Origin of the sequence: Mesorhizobium sp. Cs1321R2N1 (genome assembly GCF_037179725.1) — a bacterium.
In the GTDB taxonomy this organism is placed as follows: Bacteria; Pseudomonadota; Alphaproteobacteria; order Rhizobiales; family Rhizobiaceae; genus Mesorhizobium; species Mesorhizobium salmacidum.
The window spans coordinates 1-16,952 of record NZ_JAPYKP010000136.1 but is presented as its reverse complement, the minus strand read 5'-3'; the positions used below and the strand labels follow the sequence as shown (position 1 = coordinate 16,952).

General features: G+C 63.6%; 16 protein-coding genes and 1 pseudogene. 11 read left to right on the top strand and 6 right to left on the bottom strand.

The window, feature by feature from the left end:
* Nucleotides 1–519 precede the first annotated feature (519 nt).
* Complete coding sequence (locus tag O7A61_RS25710; protein WP_337132204.1) at nucleotides 520–807, top strand: hypothetical protein; 288 nt, start codon at nucleotides 520–522, stop codon at nucleotides 805–807.
* A 100-nt stretch (nucleotides 808–907) separates the two neighbouring features.
* Nucleotides 908–1,093: a hypothetical protein gene (locus O7A61_RS25705; protein ID WP_023781604.1), complete on the top strand. Its 186-nt coding sequence runs from the start codon at nucleotides 908–910 to the stop codon at nucleotides 1,091–1,093.
* Between the two features lie 81 nt (nucleotides 1,094–1,174).
* On the opposite strand, the gene O7A61_RS25700 is transcribed toward O7A61_RS25705, so the two are convergent.
* From O7A61_RS25700 to speB, 4 genes are all read right to left on the bottom strand, one after another.
* Nucleotides 1,175–1,822 (bottom strand): amino acid ABC transporter permease, encoded by a 648-nt coding sequence (locus O7A61_RS25700; protein WP_337132203.1) that lies wholly within the window; start codon nucleotides 1,820–1,822, stop codon nucleotides 1,175–1,177.
* Nucleotides 1,819–2,475, bottom strand: coding sequence for an amino acid ABC transporter permease (locus tag O7A61_RS25695; protein WP_140508303.1), 657 nt, complete (start codon nucleotides 2,473–2,475; stop codon nucleotides 1,819–1,821). Before O7A61_RS25695 ends, O7A61_RS25700 begins: the two co-directional genes overlap by 4 nt.
* A gap of 5 nt (nucleotides 2,476–2,480) precedes the next feature.
* Nucleotides 2,481–3,290, bottom strand: a complete 810-nt coding sequence (locus O7A61_RS25690; RefSeq protein ID WP_337132202.1) for a transporter substrate-binding domain-containing protein — start codon at nucleotides 3,288–3,290, stop codon at nucleotides 2,481–2,483.
* 81 nt (nucleotides 3,291–3,371) lie between these two features.
* Entirely contained in the window at nucleotides 3,372–4,433 is a 1,062-nt protein-coding gene (speB, locus tag O7A61_RS25685; RefSeq protein ID WP_337132201.1) for an agmatinase, read from the bottom strand.
* Between the two features lie 211 nt (nucleotides 4,434–4,644).
* Here speB and gcvA point away from each other — a divergent pair.
* From gcvA to O7A61_RS25645, 8 genes and pseudogenes are all read left to right on the top strand, one after another.
* Nucleotides 4,645–5,617, top strand: a pseudogene (gcvA, locus tag O7A61_RS25680) (transcriptional regulator GcvA).
* Between the two features lie 119 nt (nucleotides 5,618–5,736).
* Nucleotides 5,737–7,041: a nicotinate phosphoribosyltransferase gene (pncB, locus tag O7A61_RS25675; protein ID WP_027145391.1), complete on the top strand. Its 1,305-nt coding sequence runs from the start codon at nucleotides 5,737–5,739 to the stop codon at nucleotides 7,039–7,041.
* Between the two features lie 183 nt (nucleotides 7,042–7,224).
* Nucleotides 7,225–8,652: a hypothetical protein gene (locus O7A61_RS25670; protein ID WP_337132200.1), complete on the top strand. Its 1,428-nt coding sequence runs from the start codon at nucleotides 7,225–7,227 to the stop codon at nucleotides 8,650–8,652.
* A gap of 158 nt (nucleotides 8,653–8,810) precedes the next feature.
* Complete coding sequence (locus O7A61_RS25665) at nucleotides 8,811–10,115, top strand: ABC transporter substrate-binding protein (RefSeq protein WP_337132199.1); 1,305 nt, start codon at nucleotides 8,811–8,813, stop codon at nucleotides 10,113–10,115.
* 298 nt (nucleotides 10,116–10,413) lie between these two features.
* Nucleotides 10,414–11,295: a branched-chain amino acid ABC transporter permease gene (locus tag O7A61_RS25660; protein WP_337132198.1), complete on the top strand. Its 882-nt coding sequence runs from the start codon at nucleotides 10,414–10,416 to the stop codon at nucleotides 11,293–11,295.
* The gene (locus O7A61_RS25655; protein ID WP_337132197.1) at nucleotides 11,292–12,254 is read left to right on the top strand and encodes a branched-chain amino acid ABC transporter permease; all 963 of its coding nucleotides are present in this window, start codon (nucleotides 11,292–11,294) and stop codon (nucleotides 12,252–12,254) included. Before O7A61_RS25660 ends, O7A61_RS25655 begins: the two co-directional genes overlap by 4 nt.
* Nucleotides 12,251–12,976: an ABC transporter ATP-binding protein gene (locus O7A61_RS25650; RefSeq protein ID WP_337132196.1), complete on the top strand. Its 726-nt coding sequence runs from the start codon at nucleotides 12,251–12,253 to the stop codon at nucleotides 12,974–12,976. Before O7A61_RS25655 ends, O7A61_RS25650 begins: the two co-directional genes overlap by 4 nt.
* Nucleotides 12,973–13,695 carry an ABC transporter ATP-binding protein gene (locus O7A61_RS25645; RefSeq protein WP_337132195.1) on the top strand — a complete coding sequence of 241 codons (723 nt, stop codon included), beginning with the start codon at nucleotides 12,973–12,975 and terminating at the stop codon, nucleotides 13,693–13,695. Before O7A61_RS25650 ends, O7A61_RS25645 begins: the two co-directional genes overlap by 4 nt.
* Here O7A61_RS25645 and O7A61_RS25640 read toward each other — a convergent pair whose 3' ends face one another.
* Nucleotides 13,696–15,114: a sodium:proton antiporter gene (locus O7A61_RS25640; protein ID WP_337132194.1), complete on the bottom strand. Its 1,419-nt coding sequence runs from the start codon at nucleotides 15,112–15,114 to the stop codon at nucleotides 13,696–13,698. It abuts the gene before it with no gap.
* Nucleotides 15,115–15,148: 34 nt separating this feature from the next.
* The gene (pncA, locus tag O7A61_RS25635; RefSeq protein ID WP_337132193.1) at nucleotides 15,149–15,763 is read right to left on the bottom strand and encodes a bifunctional nicotinamidase/pyrazinamidase; all 615 of its coding nucleotides are present in this window, start codon (nucleotides 15,761–15,763) and stop codon (nucleotides 15,149–15,151) included.
* Nucleotides 15,764–16,094: 331 nt separating this feature from the next.
* Here pncA and O7A61_RS25630 point away from each other — a divergent pair, with 331 nt between their 5' ends.
* Complete coding sequence (locus O7A61_RS25630) at nucleotides 16,095–16,949, top strand: FAD binding domain-containing protein (RefSeq protein ID WP_337132192.1); 855 nt, start codon at nucleotides 16,095–16,097, stop codon at nucleotides 16,947–16,949.
* Nucleotides 16,950–16,952: the final 3 nt, after the last annotated feature.

Sequence of the window (16,952 nt, the reverse complement as noted above, 5' to 3'; positions counted from 1 at the left end):
TCCGGAGACGGTCGCGCCACCGCTGACATCAGCCGGAATCTGAAATCCCCATAGCCATCGCCTGTGGCCCGCGGGTTCCTTCCTCGGGGACTTTCGTACGCGTGCCGGCGCCCGAAACTCTTCACGTGAGCAGACCGTCTGTTTTCGGGATGGCGGGACTTGAAAGCGGAAGAGCTGTTGCTGCGACCGACGCGCCGGGAGCAACGACGCCTGGCAGCATCTATCTGCGCAAAAGCCTGGATCGCATGGTTGTTGGTAGCATCTGGTGAGGCGGGAGGCTGCCGGACCCTGGCCGCCAATGCAGGGCACCTGAGCCTCGCGCTGCTCAAGGTCAGGTCGGCGGCTGGACGAGCAACGGCAGGACTTCGGTTCAGGCTGAGTCTCCGCGCCCTTTGCGTCCAAACTGCATTTCCGGAATAGAATTCCGCCTTTCGACGCAGGCGGGCAACCTTTCCTGCACGATGACGTTTCGAGAGATGATCGTTGCATACGATCGACGTAAATCGTGAGGAGATGAAAGTGACCTTCAAAATGCTCACTATGGGCGCGATGGCGCTCGCAATGATGACTGGCTCGGCGCTGGCTGGATCTGCTAGCGGCACCTCCGCGCTCGACGATCCGGCAAAGATGTCGCCGTTCTTCACCGATGCCGGCATGAAAACACTCAGGTCGGAAGCGGATTTCAAGACCGCATGGATGTCCATGAAGCCAGATGAACAGAAGGCGGTGTTGAAAGACTGCGGCGATACCACGATCAACAAGTCGCACGCGGATTTCTGCGCGATGGCCAAGAAGATGGGTGGCTGAATTTGCGCGAAAGGCGGCCGTTTCGCGCCGCCTTTTGGCCACAGACGCCGTTTGAACGTACCGGTAAGAGCGCCTATGGTGCCTCGAATGGAGGCGGCGAATGGCGTTCACCGTTATTTGGTATGGAAGACAGGGCATCATCGACAAGGTGATCTTTGACGCCGAAAAGGTGGCAAAAGATCACGCGATCTCCATGTTTCAGACCCGAAGGGGTGACGAGGGGATCATTTGCGTTGAAGTCCGCAAGGACAATGGAACTGTCGTCTTCAGCCATGCTGAAAATTAGGATGGCTACTTACGCTCTAACAGCACACAGCTTCCCAGCTTGCGGTCGCGTCGATGTTGGTCAACACAAGATGCTTTCGGTTCAGCACGTCAATGTCTGCTTCTCCAGCGACCGCGCGTATTGGGTCAGCGGAAAGCACATGACGAAGAAGATCAGCGCCACCAGCCCGTAGACCTTGAATGGTTCGAAGGTGGCGTTGTTGATGGCATTCGAAGTCCGCACCAATTCCTCGAAGCCGATGATCGAGGTCAGCGCGGTCGATTTGATCAGCTGTACCAGGAAGCCGACCGTCGGCGCGCGGGTGATCGAGAACGCCTGCGGCAGGATAATCAGCCTGAGTTCCTGCAGATAGTGCAGGCCGAGGCTGGCGCCGGCGTCCCATTGGCCCAATGGCAGCGCATCGACGCCGGAGCGCCAGATTTCGGCGAGATAGGCGCTGGCGAAGAAGGTCAGGCCGAGCACCGCCGCGGTCCAGGGCTCGATGCGCAGGCCGAGCATCGGCAGGCCGAAGAACATCAGGAAGAGCTGCATCAGAAGCGGCGTTCCCTGGAACAGGGCGATGTAGCCGGAGGCAAGGCGCCGGCTCCATTTATTCTTCGCGATCCTCAGGAACAGCACCGCCATTCCGACCAGCGCGCCGCCGACGAAGGCGGCCAGCGATAGCAGTACCGTCCAGCGGGCCGCAAGCAGAAGGTTGCGCACGATGTCCCACAGCGTGAACTCGATCATGACACGCCCGCTCCGAGCGCGCGGCGTCCGCCTGACACCAGCAGCCGCCGCAAGGCCATTGACATCAAGAGATAGACCAGCGTCACGACGAAATAGGTCTCGAACGAGCGAAAAGTGCGCGCCTGCAGCATGTCGGCCTCATACGTCAGTTCGCGCACCGCGATCTGCGATACCACGGCGGATTCCAGCATCATGATGACGATCTGGCTGGTCAGCGCGGGATAGATGATCTTGAGCGCCTGCGGCAGCACGATCTTGATGAACACCTGGCGCGGCCGCAGCCCGAGCGCCAGGGCCGCTTCCGTCTGCCCGTTCGGCACCGCGTCGAGCCCGGCGCCGACGATCTCGATCGTGTAGGCCGCCATGTTGAGCGTCATCGCCAGCATGGCGGCCAGGATCGGGTCGAGCCTGATGCCGAGGCTCGGCAGGCCGAAGAAGATGAAGAACAGCTGCACCAGGAACGGCGTGTTGCGCATCACCTCGACATACCAGGCGATGGCCCGGCGCAGCAGCGCGGGGCCGTTTCGCCGTCCCGCGGCACCGAGGATGCTGAGTAGCGTTCCCGCCAACGTGGTGACGGCGATCAAAAGGATCGTCGTCGCCGCGCCGTGCGCGATGTCGCCCACGGCACCTGGAAGCCAGCCGAAGGCCACGTCAATCAATCCTTGAGGTTGTCGGGGTTGAGCGGCGTCTTCAGCCAGGCCTTCGAGCTTTCGTCCAGCTTGCCGTCCGCCAGCATCTTGGCGACGGCGTCGTTGACCGCCTTCTTGAGGCCGTCCTCATTCTTGTTGAGGCCGATATGCGAGGGCGAGGTCAGAAGCTGGAACTTCTGCTCGGGCTTGAGCACGTCCTGCTTGGCCAGCACCTGCGCGCCGACGTCGTTGCCGACGACCATCAGCTGGGTCTGGCCGGAAATGAAGGCCTGGATCACCGAATTGTAGTTGTCGAAGCGCTTGATGTCGGCCGATGCGGGTGCTGCCTCGGTGAGCGAGGTATCTTCCAGCGTGCCGCGATTGACGGCGATCGACTTGCCGGCGAGGTCTTCCTTGCCTTTGACCGACATCGCCGCCGGGCCGATGACCGCGATGTAATAGGGCGCGTAGGCGGCGGCGAAGTCGATGACCTGCTCGCGCTCCTTCGAGTAGCCGACGCTCATCAGGATGTCGACGCGGTGGTCGTTCAAATAGGGGATGCGGTTCTGGCCGGTGACGGCGATCGGATTGAGCTTCACCTTGAGCGTGTCGGCGATGTACTGCGCGACGTCCATGTCATAGCCCTTGAGGCTCATGTCGGCGCTGGCCGAGGAGAAGGGCGGGAAATCGGCGAAAACGCCGACATTGATGGTGCCGGCCTTGGTGATATCGGCCAGCGCGTCAGCCTTGGCAGCCTGCGTGCCAAGGCCGAAACCTGCCGCGCCCAGGACCAGGACGGCGGCGATGGATGATTTGATCGTCGAGCGGATTGTCATTGTCATTCCCCTTCTGGAAGCTTTTTGATTGTGTGGGTCGGCCGCCGGCTCCAGCGCGGCGGCCGCCTTTGTTTCGGATCGTCAGGCGCCCTTGCCGGTGACGGCCGGGCTGAACACCATCAGGCTCAGGATCTCGAACAGCACCTGGGCGCCGGCATGCGCGGTGTTGGTGGTCGCGTCATATTGCGGCGCCACCTCGACGACGTCGCCGCCGATGATGTTCAGGCCCTTGAGGCCGCGCAGCAGTTCAAGCACTTCGCGCGTCGTCAGCCCGCCGACTTCCGGCGTGCCCGTGCCCGGCGCGAAGGCCGGGTCGACGCTGTCGATGTCGAAAGACACATAGGTCGGGCCATCGCCGACTATTCTGCGCGCCTTCTCGATGATGGCGGGAATGCCGAGCCCGGTCACCTCCTCGGCATGGACCACTGTCATGCCGGATTCGTAGGTGAACTCCCACAAATATTCGGCCGAGCCGCGGATGCCGATCTGGATGGTGCGCGTCGGATCGAGCACGCCATCGAGCACCGCGTTGCGGAACGGGCCGCCATGGTGGAATTTGGTCAGGTCGAACAGGCCGCTGGTGTCGCAATGGGCGTCGATGTGAACTAGGCCGACCGGCGCCTTCTTGCCGACCGCCTTCAGGATCGGGTGCGTGATCGAGTGGTCGCCGCCGACCGACAGCGGAATGACACCGGCGTCGACGATCTGGTTGATGCGCCGCTCGATATCCTCATGGCTGGTCTCCAGCCGGTAACGGCTCTGGAACGGAACGTCGCCGATGTCGGCCACCCTGAGCTCATGCGTCGGCGCGCATTCCAGCACATGGTTGTAGGGGCCGATGCGCTCGATGGCCCGCAATGCGCGCGGCCCGAAGCGCGAGCCCGGCCGATTGGTGACGCCAAGATCCATCGGCACGCCAATGATCGCCACCTGCAGGTCGCCGAAGTCCGGGTTTTCGGCGGCGATTTCACGATAAGGCGCGGTGAGAAAAGTCGGGATGCCGGAATAGGGCGCCAGCCGCGTGCCGCTCTTGGAAAAGATCTTGTCGGCGACCTTGCGGAATTTCGGGTCGAACATCTCGCCGCCATGGCTCTCGCCATATTTGCGACGCAGCGCGTCGAGCTTGCCGCGATCGTATCCCATATCCGCTCCTCCTCAGCCGATGCAGTGTTGCCGGTCGGTGACCTCGGGCGAACCGACCGTCATCCGGCCGGGCCGCGGTCCCGCTGGCTGTCCGCAGATTTCACGTCTTGATGTTGTCTTGGGGCAAAGTGTCCGGCAGCCGCTTTGAAAAAGCAATTGATATTGTTAGGGTGCTTTCTGTGAGAAAATCTCACAATGAAGCCGAGCATCCATGGCCAAGCGCTTGCCACCTCTCAACCCGCTGCGCGCCTTCGAGGCAACGGCGCGCCATGCCTCGTTGACCAAGGCGGCGAGCGAACTGAATGTCACGCATGGCGCCGTCAGCCACCAGATCAAGGCGCTGGAGCAATCGCTTGGCGTCAAGCTTTTCGAACGCGTCGGCCAGCGGGTCAAATTGACCGCTCACGGCGCCGAGCTCTTGCCTGCGGTATCGGTCGCGTTCGACGGCATCGCCGCCGCCACGCAACGGCTGACCCGGCCGGCAAGCAGCGGCGCGCTGTCGGTGTCCTGCGTGCCGGCGCTGCTGCTTCTGTGGATGACGCCGAGGCTGGGCAGCTTCACCGCGCAATATCCCGACATCCAGCTGACGCTCATTCCCTCCAATGATCCCAGGGATATCCGGGCGCCGCATATCGATGTCTGCGTGCACTATGGCGATGGCAGCTGGGCCGATTGCTGGATGCGCAAATGGTCGGGCCTCGAACTGTTTCCCCGTGGTCAGCCCGACGCTGATCAACAACCGGCCGATCCGTAGCGTTCGCGACCTCGCCGACCACGTCTTGCTGCATGGTGACGACGGCCGCGAGTGGCACACCTGGCTGGCCGCCGCCGACGCGCTGGACCTCGAGCGCGGCCGGCGCCATCATCTCGGCGATGCGCGCATGACGGCGGAAGCCGCGGTGCACGGCCATGGCGTGGCGCTGGGTGACTCGGTGACGGCAAGCGCGCTGCTGGCCAGGGGCATGTTGGTCGCGCCGTTCAGCTTGTCGGTGCCGGCGGTCGACGACTTCTATGTCGTTTGCCGCAACGAGATGCGGGCGACGCCGATCGTGCAGGTGTTCATGGACTGGCTGTTCGCCGAGAAGGCCGGGGATGACGGCCGCGCCGACGCCCCGGTGGCGGGCCGCCTCGTCACCCGCCGCAAACGTCCCGCGCTCAAGGTGATGGGCGGTAAATCTTCGTAGCCGCACGCAGGACTTTCTTTTTGTCGGCCCAGCCTGAAAGCGGGCAGCGTTTTGGTCAATTCGATGCTATGAGGCCTGTCGCTATTGTGGTGGCAGGGCAGCGAAGGCGGTAACGAGACATGGCCAAGACCGATATTGCGCGGCGCGTCTACAACCACACCTGGAAGCTCGACCCGATCGTGCGCAGCCTGCTCGACACCGACTTCTACAAGCTTTTGATGCTGCAGATGATCTGGGGCATGTATCCCAAGGTCGACGCCACCTTCTCCCTGATCAACCGCACCACCTCGGTGCGGCTCGCCGACGAGATCGACGAGGGCGAATTGCGCGAACAGCTCGACCATGCCCGCACGCTGCGCTTCTCCAAGAAGGAGATGATCTGGCTGGGTGGCAACAATTTCTACGGCCGCAAGCAGATTTTCGATCCGGAATTCCTCGCCTGGCTGGAAGGGTTTCGGCTGCCCGACTATGAGCTTTCCAAGCACGACGGACAATACGAACTAACTTTCTCCGGCCCCTGGATGTACACGACGCTGTGGGAAATCCCCGCGCTCGCCATCATCAACGAACTCCGATCTCGCGCGGCCATGCGGGCCTATGGGCCCTTCGCGCTCGACGTGCTCTACGCCCGCGCAAAGGCCAAGATGTGGGCCAAGACCGAACGGCTGAAGGCGCTGCCCGGCATCCGCATTTCCGACTTCGGCACACGCCGTCGCCATTCCTTCCTGTGGCAGCGCTGGTGCGTGGAGGCGCTGAAGGAGGGCATCGGCGAGGCGTTCACCGGCACCTCCAATGTTCTGCTGGCCATGGACAACGACCTCGAAGCGCTCGGCACCAACGCGCATGAACTGCCGATGGTGTTCGCGGCACTCGCCAATTCGGAAAAAGAGCTGAAGCAGTCGCCCTATAAGGTGCTGCAGGACTGGCAGCGCTACTATGGCGGCAATCTGCTGATCGTGCTGCCCGACGCCTTCGGCACCGCTTCCTTCCTGCGCGACGCGCCGGACTGGGTCGCCGACTGGACGGGCTTTCGCCCCGACAGCGCGCCGCCGATCGAAGGCGGCGAAAAGATCCTGTCCTGGTGGCGCGAAAAGGGCAAGGACCCCAGGCAGAAGCTGCTGATCTTCTCCGACGGGCTCGAGGTCGAAACCATCGAGGAGACCTACCGTCACTTCAAGGGCAAGGTACGCATGTCCTTCGGCTGGGGCACCAATTTGACCAATGATTTCGAAGGCTGCGCGCCGACAGAGACCAAGAGCCTCGACGCCATATCGCTGGTCTGCAAGGTCACCGAGGCCAATGGCCGGCTGGCGGTGAAGCTTTCCGACAATCCAGCCAAGGCGACCGGCGATCTCAAGGAGATCGAGCGGTATTTGAGGATTTTTGGGCAGAAGGATCGCGTGGAGCAACTGGTCAAGGTTTGAGGGATGGGCTCGCGGGGGATAGGAAACCTGGATAGATTGAGTTCCGTCGCGCCCCCCTCTATCCTGCCGGACATCTCCCCCACGAGGGGGGAGATTGGACTTTATCTCCGCTTTCGCCAATCGCAGACATTGCAAGAGACGCGCCGACGGCACGGCCCGCCAATCTCCCCCCTCGTGGGGGAGATGTCCGGCAGGACAGAGGGGGGCGCCGTAGAGTGCTTCCGTCTGTCGCTAGCCTTCTTGCTTGCCGCCTTGTTGGCGCTCTCCCCCACTCCAGCCTTCGCGCACGCCTCCGACCGTGGTCATGTCCTGCTCCTCCCCACCGGCTACTACCTGATCGGCGGCGCGTTCGCCGTGGCTGTCAGCTTCCTCTTGCTAGCCCTGCTGCCGGCAAATTGGCTCGGCCTCCTTTGGCGCCGGCGCCTGCCGCTATTCGCCTTCGGCGACAGCACCCGCGCCACCATCAGCCTGATCTCCTTTGCCGGCTTTGCAATTCTCATCGCCGCCGGCTTTATCGGCAGCCGCGACCCGCTCTCCAACCCGCTGCCGTTGGTGATCTGGGCGCTGCTGTGGGCCGGCCTGACCCTGCTGCAAGGTGTGTTCGGCGATCTGTGGTCGTGGCTCAACCCCTGGTGCGGCCCGTGGCGGCTGCTGTCGCGCGGCAGAAGCGATGAAGCGCAACTTCCGCAGTGGCTTGGCTGCTGGCCGGCCGTCATCCTGTTCTTCGCCTTTGCCTGGTTCGAACTCGTCTATCCATCCCCCGACGATCCGGCGCGGCTAGCCTTTGCCGCCGGCCTCTATTGGCTGCTCACCTTCATCGCCATGCGGGTGTTCGGCTACGACAAGTGGAGCCGCAGCGGTGAATTCCTCGGCATCTTCTTCTCGATGGTTGCCCGCTTCGCCCCGGTCGAGCGCGACGACAAAGGCCGTCTTGCGTTGTGCTGGCCGGGCGCCAGGCTGCTCACGGCCGAGCCCTTGCCCGCCGGCGGCATCGCCTTCCTGCTGCTTGCTTTGTCCTCGGTTTCCTTCGACGGGCTGTCGAAGACCTTCTTCTGGCTCGGCCTGTTCGGCATCAACCCGCTGGAATTTCCCGGCCGTACGGCGGTGATCGGCAGCGGCAGCCTTGGCCTTGTCCTGGCATTCGTGCTGCTCGCGGGAGTGTTCCTGGTTGCGGTAATCCTCGGTCAGCGCCTTGCCGGCAGCGATCGGCCTCTGGCTCAGGCAGCGGGCCTGCTGGTGTGGTCGATCGTGCCGATCGCGCTCGCCTACCATGTCGCGCACTATCTGACGGTGCTGCTGGTCGACGGCCAGTATGCATTGGCCTCCCTGTCCGATCCGTTCGCGCTGGGCTGGAATCTGTTCGGCACCGCCGACATGCAGGTCGAAGCCGGCGTCGTTGCCGGCGCGGGTTCCGCGTGGTGGCTGTGGAATGTCCAAGCCGGCGCCATCATCCTTGGCCATGTGCTCGCGGTACTCGTCGCCCACGGCCTTGCCTGGCACCTGCATCCACAGCCTGCCCGCGCCGCGCTCAGCCAGTTTCCGCTCACCGTCTTGATGATCGCCTACACCATTTTCGGTCTCTGGCTGCTTGCCACGCCGACGGTCGGATGAGACAAGCCATTTCCTATGGGTCATACCCTGACGGAAAGCTCGCTTGCCAGGCCAAGCCTTTGGTGATTTAGTTTGTACACATGCAATTTTGCATCCTCTTGCCGAGGATGTTCGAGCCGCCTTATCGTTGGTCAAAACGCAAAAACAGGGGAACGAATGTGACTGACAAGAACGGATTTTTCGACCTCTCAAAAACCACACTCACCCGCCGCACCGCGCTGAAGGGGATCGCCGCTGGTGCCGGCCTCGCCATGGCGCCCGGTTTCGTCCGTTATTCCCAGGCGCAAAGCTCCGCGCCGATCAAGATTGGCTTCCAGTCGCACCGCACCGGTATCGGCGCCGCCTATGGCCGCTGGTACGAGAAGACCACCGCCGCCGCCATCAAGGCGATCAATGCCGCTGGCGGCATCAACGGCCGCCAGGTCGAGGTGATCATCGAGGATGACGGCACGGATCCCGGTCGCGGCGCCGAGGTGGTCGGCAAGTTCGCCACGCAGCACAAGACCGACATCGTCTTCGGCACGCTGTTCTCGCACGTCGTCATCGGCTCGGCTCCGGCCGCCGGCGAAGCCAAGATGCCCTATTTCGTCGTCAGCGAAGGGCATCACGTCGCCTCGACCAAGCTCAACCGCTACGTCTTCCAGCCCGGCATCACCGATGTGAAGAGCCAGATCAAGTCGATGGCGCCGTGGATCGCGGCCAATGCCGGCAAGAAGGTGACGCAGATATTCCCCGATTTCGCCTTCGGCTACGACCATCGCGATTACCTGCCGCCGGCGCTGAAGGCGCAAGGCGCCGAGGTGATCGCGCAGATCGCCATTCCGCCGACGGAGAGTTCCTTCACCAAATACTTCCCGCAGATACCGGCCGAGACCGAGGTGATTTACCACGTCATGGTCGGTCCGGCGGTGCTCACCTTCGTAAAGGAGCTCGGCGAGTTCTACGGTTCGAACCGGCCGCAGCTGTTCGGCTTCATCGATTCGCTCGAAGCCGTCGACATCAACAGCCCCGGCCTCGAATTCCTCGACGGCAGCCATTTCTGGGAAGGCTCGCCGCGCTACGCCCAGCCCGATGACACCGAAGCGCAGAAAGCCTATCGCGCCGCCGTCGGCATCGACGACAATGGCGCCGCCGTCGGCGACCCCAAGGACGTCTCCACCGCCGCGCACATGTTCGGTTGCTGGGAAACGCTCTACGTCGTCAAGAAGGCGATGGAAGACGCCGGCTACAAGGGACCGGAAGACCGCGCCAAGCTGGTCGAGGCGACCGAAGCGCTGAAGGAATTCGCCGAAGGGCCGGAGCATCCGCAAGGACCAAAAACCTTCAACGGCAAGATACACCAGTGCTTTGGCATCCAGAACATCTCCAAGGTCGAAGGCGGCAAGCTGAAGGTCGTCCACAAGACCAAGATCGAGGACGGGCTTTACGAAGCCGAAGGGGATTACACGACGCAGGCGCTGTGAGCGAAGCTGTTTTAGCGGCGTGAGCGCCAAGCCACCCCCCTCTGTCCTGCCGGACATCTCCCCCGCAAGGGGGGAGATTGGCAGTTCGTGCGCCGGCATTTATCTCCCGACGCTGGCTATTGGCGAAACCAATCGTGACATCCGATCTCCCCACTTGAGGGGGGTGAGAAGTGGTCCGCGCAGCGGACGGAAAGCCAATTGCTTGGCTTTCCGAACGACGAACGCCCGGAGCGATAGCGCAGGGCCGGGTCCGGCAGGGCAGAGGGGGGTGCCTCGCGCATCCGCTGGTGCCTAGCCAATGCACTTGGGCCCCCACCTCCTCCTCGCCGCCCTCGAAGGCCTCGTCACCTCGGCCGTGCTGGCGCTGACCGCGCTTGGCTTGTCGCTGGTGTTCGGCGTCATGCGTGTCGTAAACGTCGCCCATGGCGAGTTCTTCATGCTCGGCGCCGTGCTTGCATGGGCGATCACATCGGCAATCGGCGGCCACCCGGCCCTCGGCTTCCTGGCGGCGCTGGTGATTGCGCCGCTGATCGTCGGCGCCATCGCGCTGATCGCCGAACGGCTGGTGCTGCGCCGGCTCAATTACAATCCGGAAGCCACCATCGTCGCCACCATCGGCATGCTCTACATCATCCAGCAGCTGGCGCTGACTTTCTATGGTCCCGAAGCGCGACCCGTCGAGCCGCCCTTCAGCTACCGCATCCTTTTGCCGTGGTTCGGCTATTCCGGCTACAAGCTGTCTGTTATCGCCGCATCCGCCCTCTTGTTGATCGCGACATGGCTGGTGCTGACGCGCACGAAAATTGGTCTCATCATGCGTGCCACCCAGTGTGACAGCGAGACGGCGCGGGCCTTCGGCATCCCTGTCGGCCGTGTCTATGGCGGCGTCTTCGCGCTCGGCGCCATGCTGGCGGCGATCGCCGCGGTGCTGATCGTGCCGATCAGCCAGGCGCACTACCTGATGGGGCAGGACCCACTGCTGCTGTCCTTCATCGTGGTCATCATCGGCGGTCTCGGCTCGCTGCGCGGCACCGTCGTCGCCGCCGTGCTGATCGGCCTGTCCGACGGCATCATCTCGATGTTCTTCTCGCCGACGCTGGCCAAGATCATCGCCACGCTGCTGGTCGCCATGGTGCTGGTGTTCCGGCCGCAAGGCCTGTTTGGGACGGCATCACGATGAGCGAAGCTTCGCCGGCAAAGGCGTACGCGCTGCACCTCGGTGTGATTGCCCTGCTCTTCGTGCTGAGTTTCCTGCTGCCGGAGTATTACCACGGCCTGCTCGCCCGCATCATGGTGCTGGCGGTCTTCGCGATGGGCTACAACATGCTGTTCGGCTATGTCGGCCTGCTCAGCCTCGGCCATGCCATGTTCTTTGGGGCCGGGCTTTATGGTGCCGGCCTTGCCATCATCCAGCTAGGCTGGAGCGTGCCGGCGGCATTCGCCGCGGGTCTGGGCTGTGGGGCGGTTCTCTCCCTGATCATCGGCCTCCTGGCGCTGCGCACCATGGGCGTCGCCTTCATGATCGTCACCATGATGTTCGCCCAGGTGTTTTATCTCGCCATCCTTTATTTCGCGGCCTGGACAGGGGGCGACCAGGGCATGGTCGTGCCGCAGCCGGCGCGTGTCCTCACTTTCGGCGGAACCTCGCTCGACCTCACCAATCCGACCGTGCGCTACATGAGCGCGCTGGCGCTGTTCTCGCTCGTGCTTCTGATGATGCTCGCCATCGTCCGCTCCCGCTTTGGCCGCGTGCTGGTCGCCATCCGTGAAAACGAAGAGCGCACGAAGATGCTGGGCTACGACACCTTCTCCAACAAGCTCGCAGCCGTCGTCGTCTCCGGCACGATCTGCGCGGCGTCCGGCGCCGCCTACGCGCTGCTGTTCGGCTATGTCGGCTCGAGCTTCGCCTCGGTGCAGTATTCGATCCTGCCGCTGCTGTGGGTCCTGCTCGGAGGTGCTGCCACAACGCTTGGACCGCTGGTCGGCACGCTGTTCATGTACTATGTCATCGACGTCACCAGCGGCTACACATCGGCTTATCTGCTGATCGTCGGCATCGCGTTGATCCTGCTGGTGCTGTTCTTCCCGAAGGGCATTCTCGGCAGCATCCGCCAGCGCTGGCTCGGGTGGTTGCCATGACGCCGCTTTTGACCACCAAGGGTCTGTCGCGCAATTTCGGCGGCCTGCGCGCCGTCGACAGCGTCGACTTCACCCTGATGCCCGGAGAAATCCGCGCCGTCATCGGCCCCAACGGCGCGGGCAAGACCACCTTCGTCAGCCTTGTCAGCGGCCGCATCCAGCCCTCTTCGGGGGCGATCCTCTTCGACGGCGCCTACATCACCGGGCTGCCGGCCTATGTCAGGGTCCGCCAGGGCATCGCCTACACATTCCAGATCACCAGCGTCTTCGCCAACCTCAGCGCCTATGACAATGTCGCGCTGCCGGTGCAGCGCACGCTGAGCGACGGCCGCTCGAAGGGTGCGGTACGGGCCGGCGTCATGTCGGCGCTCGAACGCACCGGGCTGGCCGGCCGCGCCCATATGCCGGCCGGGCAATTGTCCTACGGCCATCAGCGATTGCTGGAAGTGGCGATGGGCCTGGCGCTGAAGCCGCGCCTGCTGATCCTCGACGAGCCGACGCAAGGCCTGGCCGATAGCGAGATCGATAATTTCATCGAGCTGGTGCGCGACATCGCCAAGAACGCCACCGTGCTGCTGATCGAGCACAACATGCCTGTCGTCATGCAACTCGCCGACCGCATCACCGTCTTCAACGACGGCAGGATCCTGGCCGAGGGCACGCCGGAAGCGATCCGCGACAACGCCGCGGTGCAGGACGCCTATCTGGGGACGGCCCCATGAGGGAGACGAGCAAGACCGATGCACTGGTGATCTCGGGGCTGGACTGCTTCTATGGCGAGGTCCAGGTGCTCTACGGGCTCGATCTCGTGCTGAACAAGGGCGAGGTGCTGTGCCTGTTCGGCCGCAACGGCGCCGGCAAGACGACGACGCTGAAGGCGATCATGGGCCTGGTTCCAGCGAGTGCCGGTTCGATCAGGCTCGCCGGGCAGGAATTGACCGGCCTGCCGGCGCATGACGTGCCGAAGGCAGGCGTCGCCTATGTGCCGCAGGGAAGGCGGCTGTTCGCCGAGATGACTGTGGCCGAGAACATCGAGATCGGGCTGATGGCGCGCGGCAAGGGCAAGGCGACGCGCGAGAACGTTCTCGACCTCTTCCCGCTGCTGCGTCAGCGGCTGCGGCAGCGCTCCGGCACCTTGTCCGGTGGCGAGCAGCAGATGCTGGCCATGGCGCGTGCGCTCTGCCTCGAGCCGCAGGTGCTTTTGCTCGACGAGCCGACCGAAGGGTTGATGCCGTCGATGATCGCCAAGATCCGCGAGACGGTGTCGAAGCTGCGCGAGATGGATGTCTCCACCATCCTGGTCGAGCAGCGGGTCGAAGCCGTGCTGTCGGTCGCCGATCGAGTCTCGTTCATCGAGAACGGCCGCAACCGCGAGACGGTCGAAGTCGAGACCCTGCGCGCCGACCCGTCGGCGGTCAGGCGTTATGTCGGTGTCGGCTGATCAGCCGAAAAACAGAAAACCCGCGATCAAAAAGGTCGGGATCAGCACCAGCCCGGACCACAGCATGTACCCGAAGAAGCCCGGCATTTTGACGCCGCGATGCCTGGCAATGGCATAGACCATGAAATTGGGTGCGTTGCCGATATAGGTGTTGGCCCCCATGAACACGGCACCCGCCGAGATCGCGGCAAGCGTCGAGGCGAACTCGGTCATCAGGTGCTGAGGGTCGCCGCCCGCCAACTCGAAGAACACCAGATAAGTCGGCGCATTGTCGAGGAAGGACGACAGCGTCCCGGTCAGCCAGAAATAGGCGAGGTCGTTTGGCGTGCCTTGCGCCGAGGTGACGAGCGCGACAAGCGGCGCCAGCGCGCCGTCATGGCCGGCCCTCAAAATGGCGATGACCGGAACGATGCAGGTGAAGATGCCGGCGAACAATTTGGCCACTTCCGCGATCGGACCCCAATTGAAGCCGTTCGCTTCGCGGTGGCTCTTATACGAGAGGGGAAGCGATAGCAGGGCCAGCGCGAGGATGATCGCGTCGCGTATAAGGTTCTGCAGCTCGAGACCGACGCCGAACACCAAAAAGCTCACGCCCGGTTTCCAGGCCGCCGACAGCAGGATGGCGCCGATCACACCGGCCAGCAGCGGAAGGTTGGCCAGGCCGCGCAGGCGCACCTTCGTATCCGGGGTCGGATCCTTGATCTTCGGCGCGCCGGCCTCGCGCCGGTGCAGGATGAGGTCGATCGCCAGGAACGCCGCCAGCACGACGCCGCCGACGAACAGCGTCTCCCGGTAAAGATTGTTGGTCGTCCAGAAGAAATCGACGCCGCGCAGGAAACCGACGAACAGCGGCGGGTCGCCGAGCGGCGTCAGCGAGCCGCCAATGTTGGACACCAGGAAAATGAAGAAGATGACGACATGGGCATTGAAAGGCCTGTTGTCGTTGGCGCGCAGGATCGGTCGGATCAGGATCATCGAGGCGCCGGTCGTGCCGATCACCGAGGCAAGCAGCGCCCCGACGATCAGCAGTCCGGCATTGACCAGCGGTGTGCCGTGAATATTGCCGGCAAGCAGGATGCCGCCCGAAATCGTGTAGAGCGCAAACAGCAGGACGATGAACGACATGTATTCGGTGAGCAGCGCGTGCAGCACCGCCTCGGTTGCCGCGGGGGCACCGAAGGCGACCGCGAGCGGCACGATCACCAGCGCCGCCCACAAGGCGGTGATCTTGCCGTAGTGGTGTTCCCAGGCATGGTGGAACAGCAGGGGACCGGTGGCGATCGACAGGAGCAGCCCGGCAAAAGGCAGCGCCCACCAGAGCGACATCGTGGCGCCAGGCAGGCCGTGTTCTTCGGCCGCGAAGGCCGATACCGGAAACAGCATCGCGACGACGATCGCACCGGCCGTCCCGATCGCCATCGGCAAAGATCCCCTTCTGCCCCCCACGGTGCGGTCAGCCGGACGTGTGATCTTCGAGCGTCACGCCGGCATCGCGCATTTTCGCCAGCATTGTCTCGAGCGATCCGTTGAGATCGATGCCACGGCAGGCATCGAGCCTGACCGTGGTGCTAAAACCCTGTTTGACCGCATCCAGCGCCGAGAAGGCGACACAGAAATCGGTCGCCAGGCCGACCAGGGTCAGCGTGTCGATACCGCGTTCCCGAAGATAGCCGGCGAGCCCGGTCGGCGTCGCGTGATCGTTCTCGAAGAAGGCGGAGTAGCTGTCGATGGCGGACCGAAAACCCTTGCGGATGACGAGTTCGGCCTTTGTCCACGCAAGGCCGGAATGGAAATCCGAGCCGAGACTGCCCTGAATGCAATGGTCCGGCCACAAAGTCTGTGGGCCGTAGGGCATCTCAATCGTCGAAAAGGGCTGCCCGCCGGGATGGCTGGAGGCAAAGCTGGAATGGCCGGCAGGGTGCCAGTCCTGCGTCAGCACGACATGGTCGGTTCGCCGGATCATGTCATTGACCAGCGGCACGATCTCGTCGCCGCCGGCCACCGCCAGCGCGCCGCCCGGGCAAAAATCGTTCTGCAGGTCGATGACAACGAGCGCTTCGTCGGCCATAGGGTTTCCTTCCTGTCAGGCTAGGGCTCGGGCTCCGAACGAGGGGCTCGGCGAAAGAAAAAGCCGCTGGCGCGACCGGAGGGAGAAACTTGACCAGATGGCGGGCCGCGTCAACCTCCAGCGGCATAACAAATGCGTGGCGATGCCAGCCACATGAGTACCGGCGTAAACTCTGGCTTTGACAATTTCCGCCGTCTTGATATCATTTGCATACGAATGAATTTGCCGGATTGAAACCGGCAAGATATTCCCGGGGGTAAGCTCCTTGGGAGGGCCGGTTTCGGGAAAGGCCCATCTTATTGGGAAGGCCCATCTTGTTGGAAGGCAAAGCGTGATCCGTTACGCGAAACCCACCACGGTCGACGAGGCGCTCGCGCTGCTTGGCGAGGGCGCCTGGCGTATCCTTGCGGGCGGCACGGATTTCTATCCGGTGCAAGGCAGCAAGCCGTTTCGCGACAGTGTGCTCGACATCAACGGCCTGACAGCGCTGCGCGGCATCGCCGAGACCGGCAGTCACTGGATCATCGGCGCGCGCGCGACCTGGACCGACATCATCCGCCATCCCTTGCCCCCGGCCTTCGATGCGCTGAAACAGGCCGCGCGCGAGGTCGGCTCGGCGCAGATCCAGAACGTTGCCTCGGTCGCTGGCAATCTCTGCAACGCTTCGCCGGCCGCCGACGGCGTGCCGGGATTGCTCGTGCTCGACGCCGAGGTCGAGCTGTGCTCGGCGGCGGCGACACGCCATCTGCCCTTGTCGGAGTTCATCCTGGGCAACCGCCGTACGGCCTTGCAGCCTGGCGACATGGTGACGGCCATCCGCGTGCCGAAACCCACCGGCACATCGGCCTTCGTCAAGCTTGGTGCCCGGCGCTATCTCGTCATCTCCATCGCCATGGTGGCGGTGCGTCTGGTTGTCGAGAATGCCACTGTCGCGGATGCAGCCGTCGCCGTCGGCTCCTGTTCCGCCGTTGCCAGGCGGCTTGCCGGTATCGAGGCGGCGTTGCGCGGGCTTCCCCTGGATGCCGGGCTTGTTGCCGCGGTCCGTTCGGCGCCGATGGCTGAGCTGTCGCCGATCGCCGATGTGCGCGGCAGCGCCGAATACAGGCTGGACGCGGTGCGCGAGATCGTTGCCCGCGCCGTGCTCGAGGCCGCTGGAAAGCCGGCAGGCGACAAGGTGGCCGCATGAGCA

Excerpts from the sequence above, each read along its gene's own strand:
- O7A61_RS25655 (WP_337132197.1), top strand. The coding sequence starts at position 11,292 with ATGAGCGAAGCTTCGCCGGCAAAGGCGTACGCGCTGCACCTCGGTGTG.
- pncB (WP_027145391.1), top strand. The coding sequence starts at position 5,737 with ATGGCCAAGACCGATATTGCGCGGCGCGTCTACAACCACACCTGGAAG.
- pncA (WP_337132193.1), bottom strand. The coding sequence starts at position 15,763 with ATGGCCGACGAAGCGCTCGTTGTCATCGACCTGCAGAACGATTTTTGC.
- O7A61_RS25660 (WP_337132198.1), top strand. The coding sequence starts at position 10,414 with ATGCACTTGGGCCCCCACCTCCTCCTCGCCGCCCTCGAAGGCCTCGTC.
- O7A61_RS25650 (WP_337132196.1), top strand. The coding sequence starts at position 12,251 with ATGACGCCGCTTTTGACCACCAAGGGTCTGTCGCGCAATTTCGGCGGC.
- O7A61_RS25645 (WP_337132195.1), top strand. The coding sequence starts at position 12,973 with ATGAGGGAGACGAGCAAGACCGATGCACTGGTGATCTCGGGGCTGGAC.
- O7A61_RS25700 (WP_337132203.1), bottom strand. The coding sequence starts at position 1,822 with ATGATCGAGTTCACGCTGTGGGACATCGTGCGCAACCTTCTGCTTGCG.
- O7A61_RS25705 (WP_023781604.1), top strand. The coding sequence starts at position 908 with ATGGCGTTCACCGTTATTTGGTATGGAAGACAGGGCATCATCGACAAG.
- O7A61_RS25670 (WP_337132200.1), top strand. The coding sequence starts at position 7,225 with ATGTCCGGCAGGACAGAGGGGGGCGCCGTAGAGTGCTTCCGTCTGTCG.
- O7A61_RS25640 (WP_337132194.1), bottom strand. The coding sequence starts at position 15,114 with ATGGCGATCGGGACGGCCGGTGCGATCGTCGTCGCGATGCTGTTTCCG.
- speB (WP_337132201.1), bottom strand. The coding sequence starts at position 4,433 with ATGGGATACGATCGCGGCAAGCTCGACGCGCTGCGTCGCAAATATGGC.
- O7A61_RS25690 (WP_337132202.1), bottom strand. The coding sequence starts at position 3,290 with ATGACAATCCGCTCGACGATCAAATCATCCATCGCCGCCGTCCTGGTC.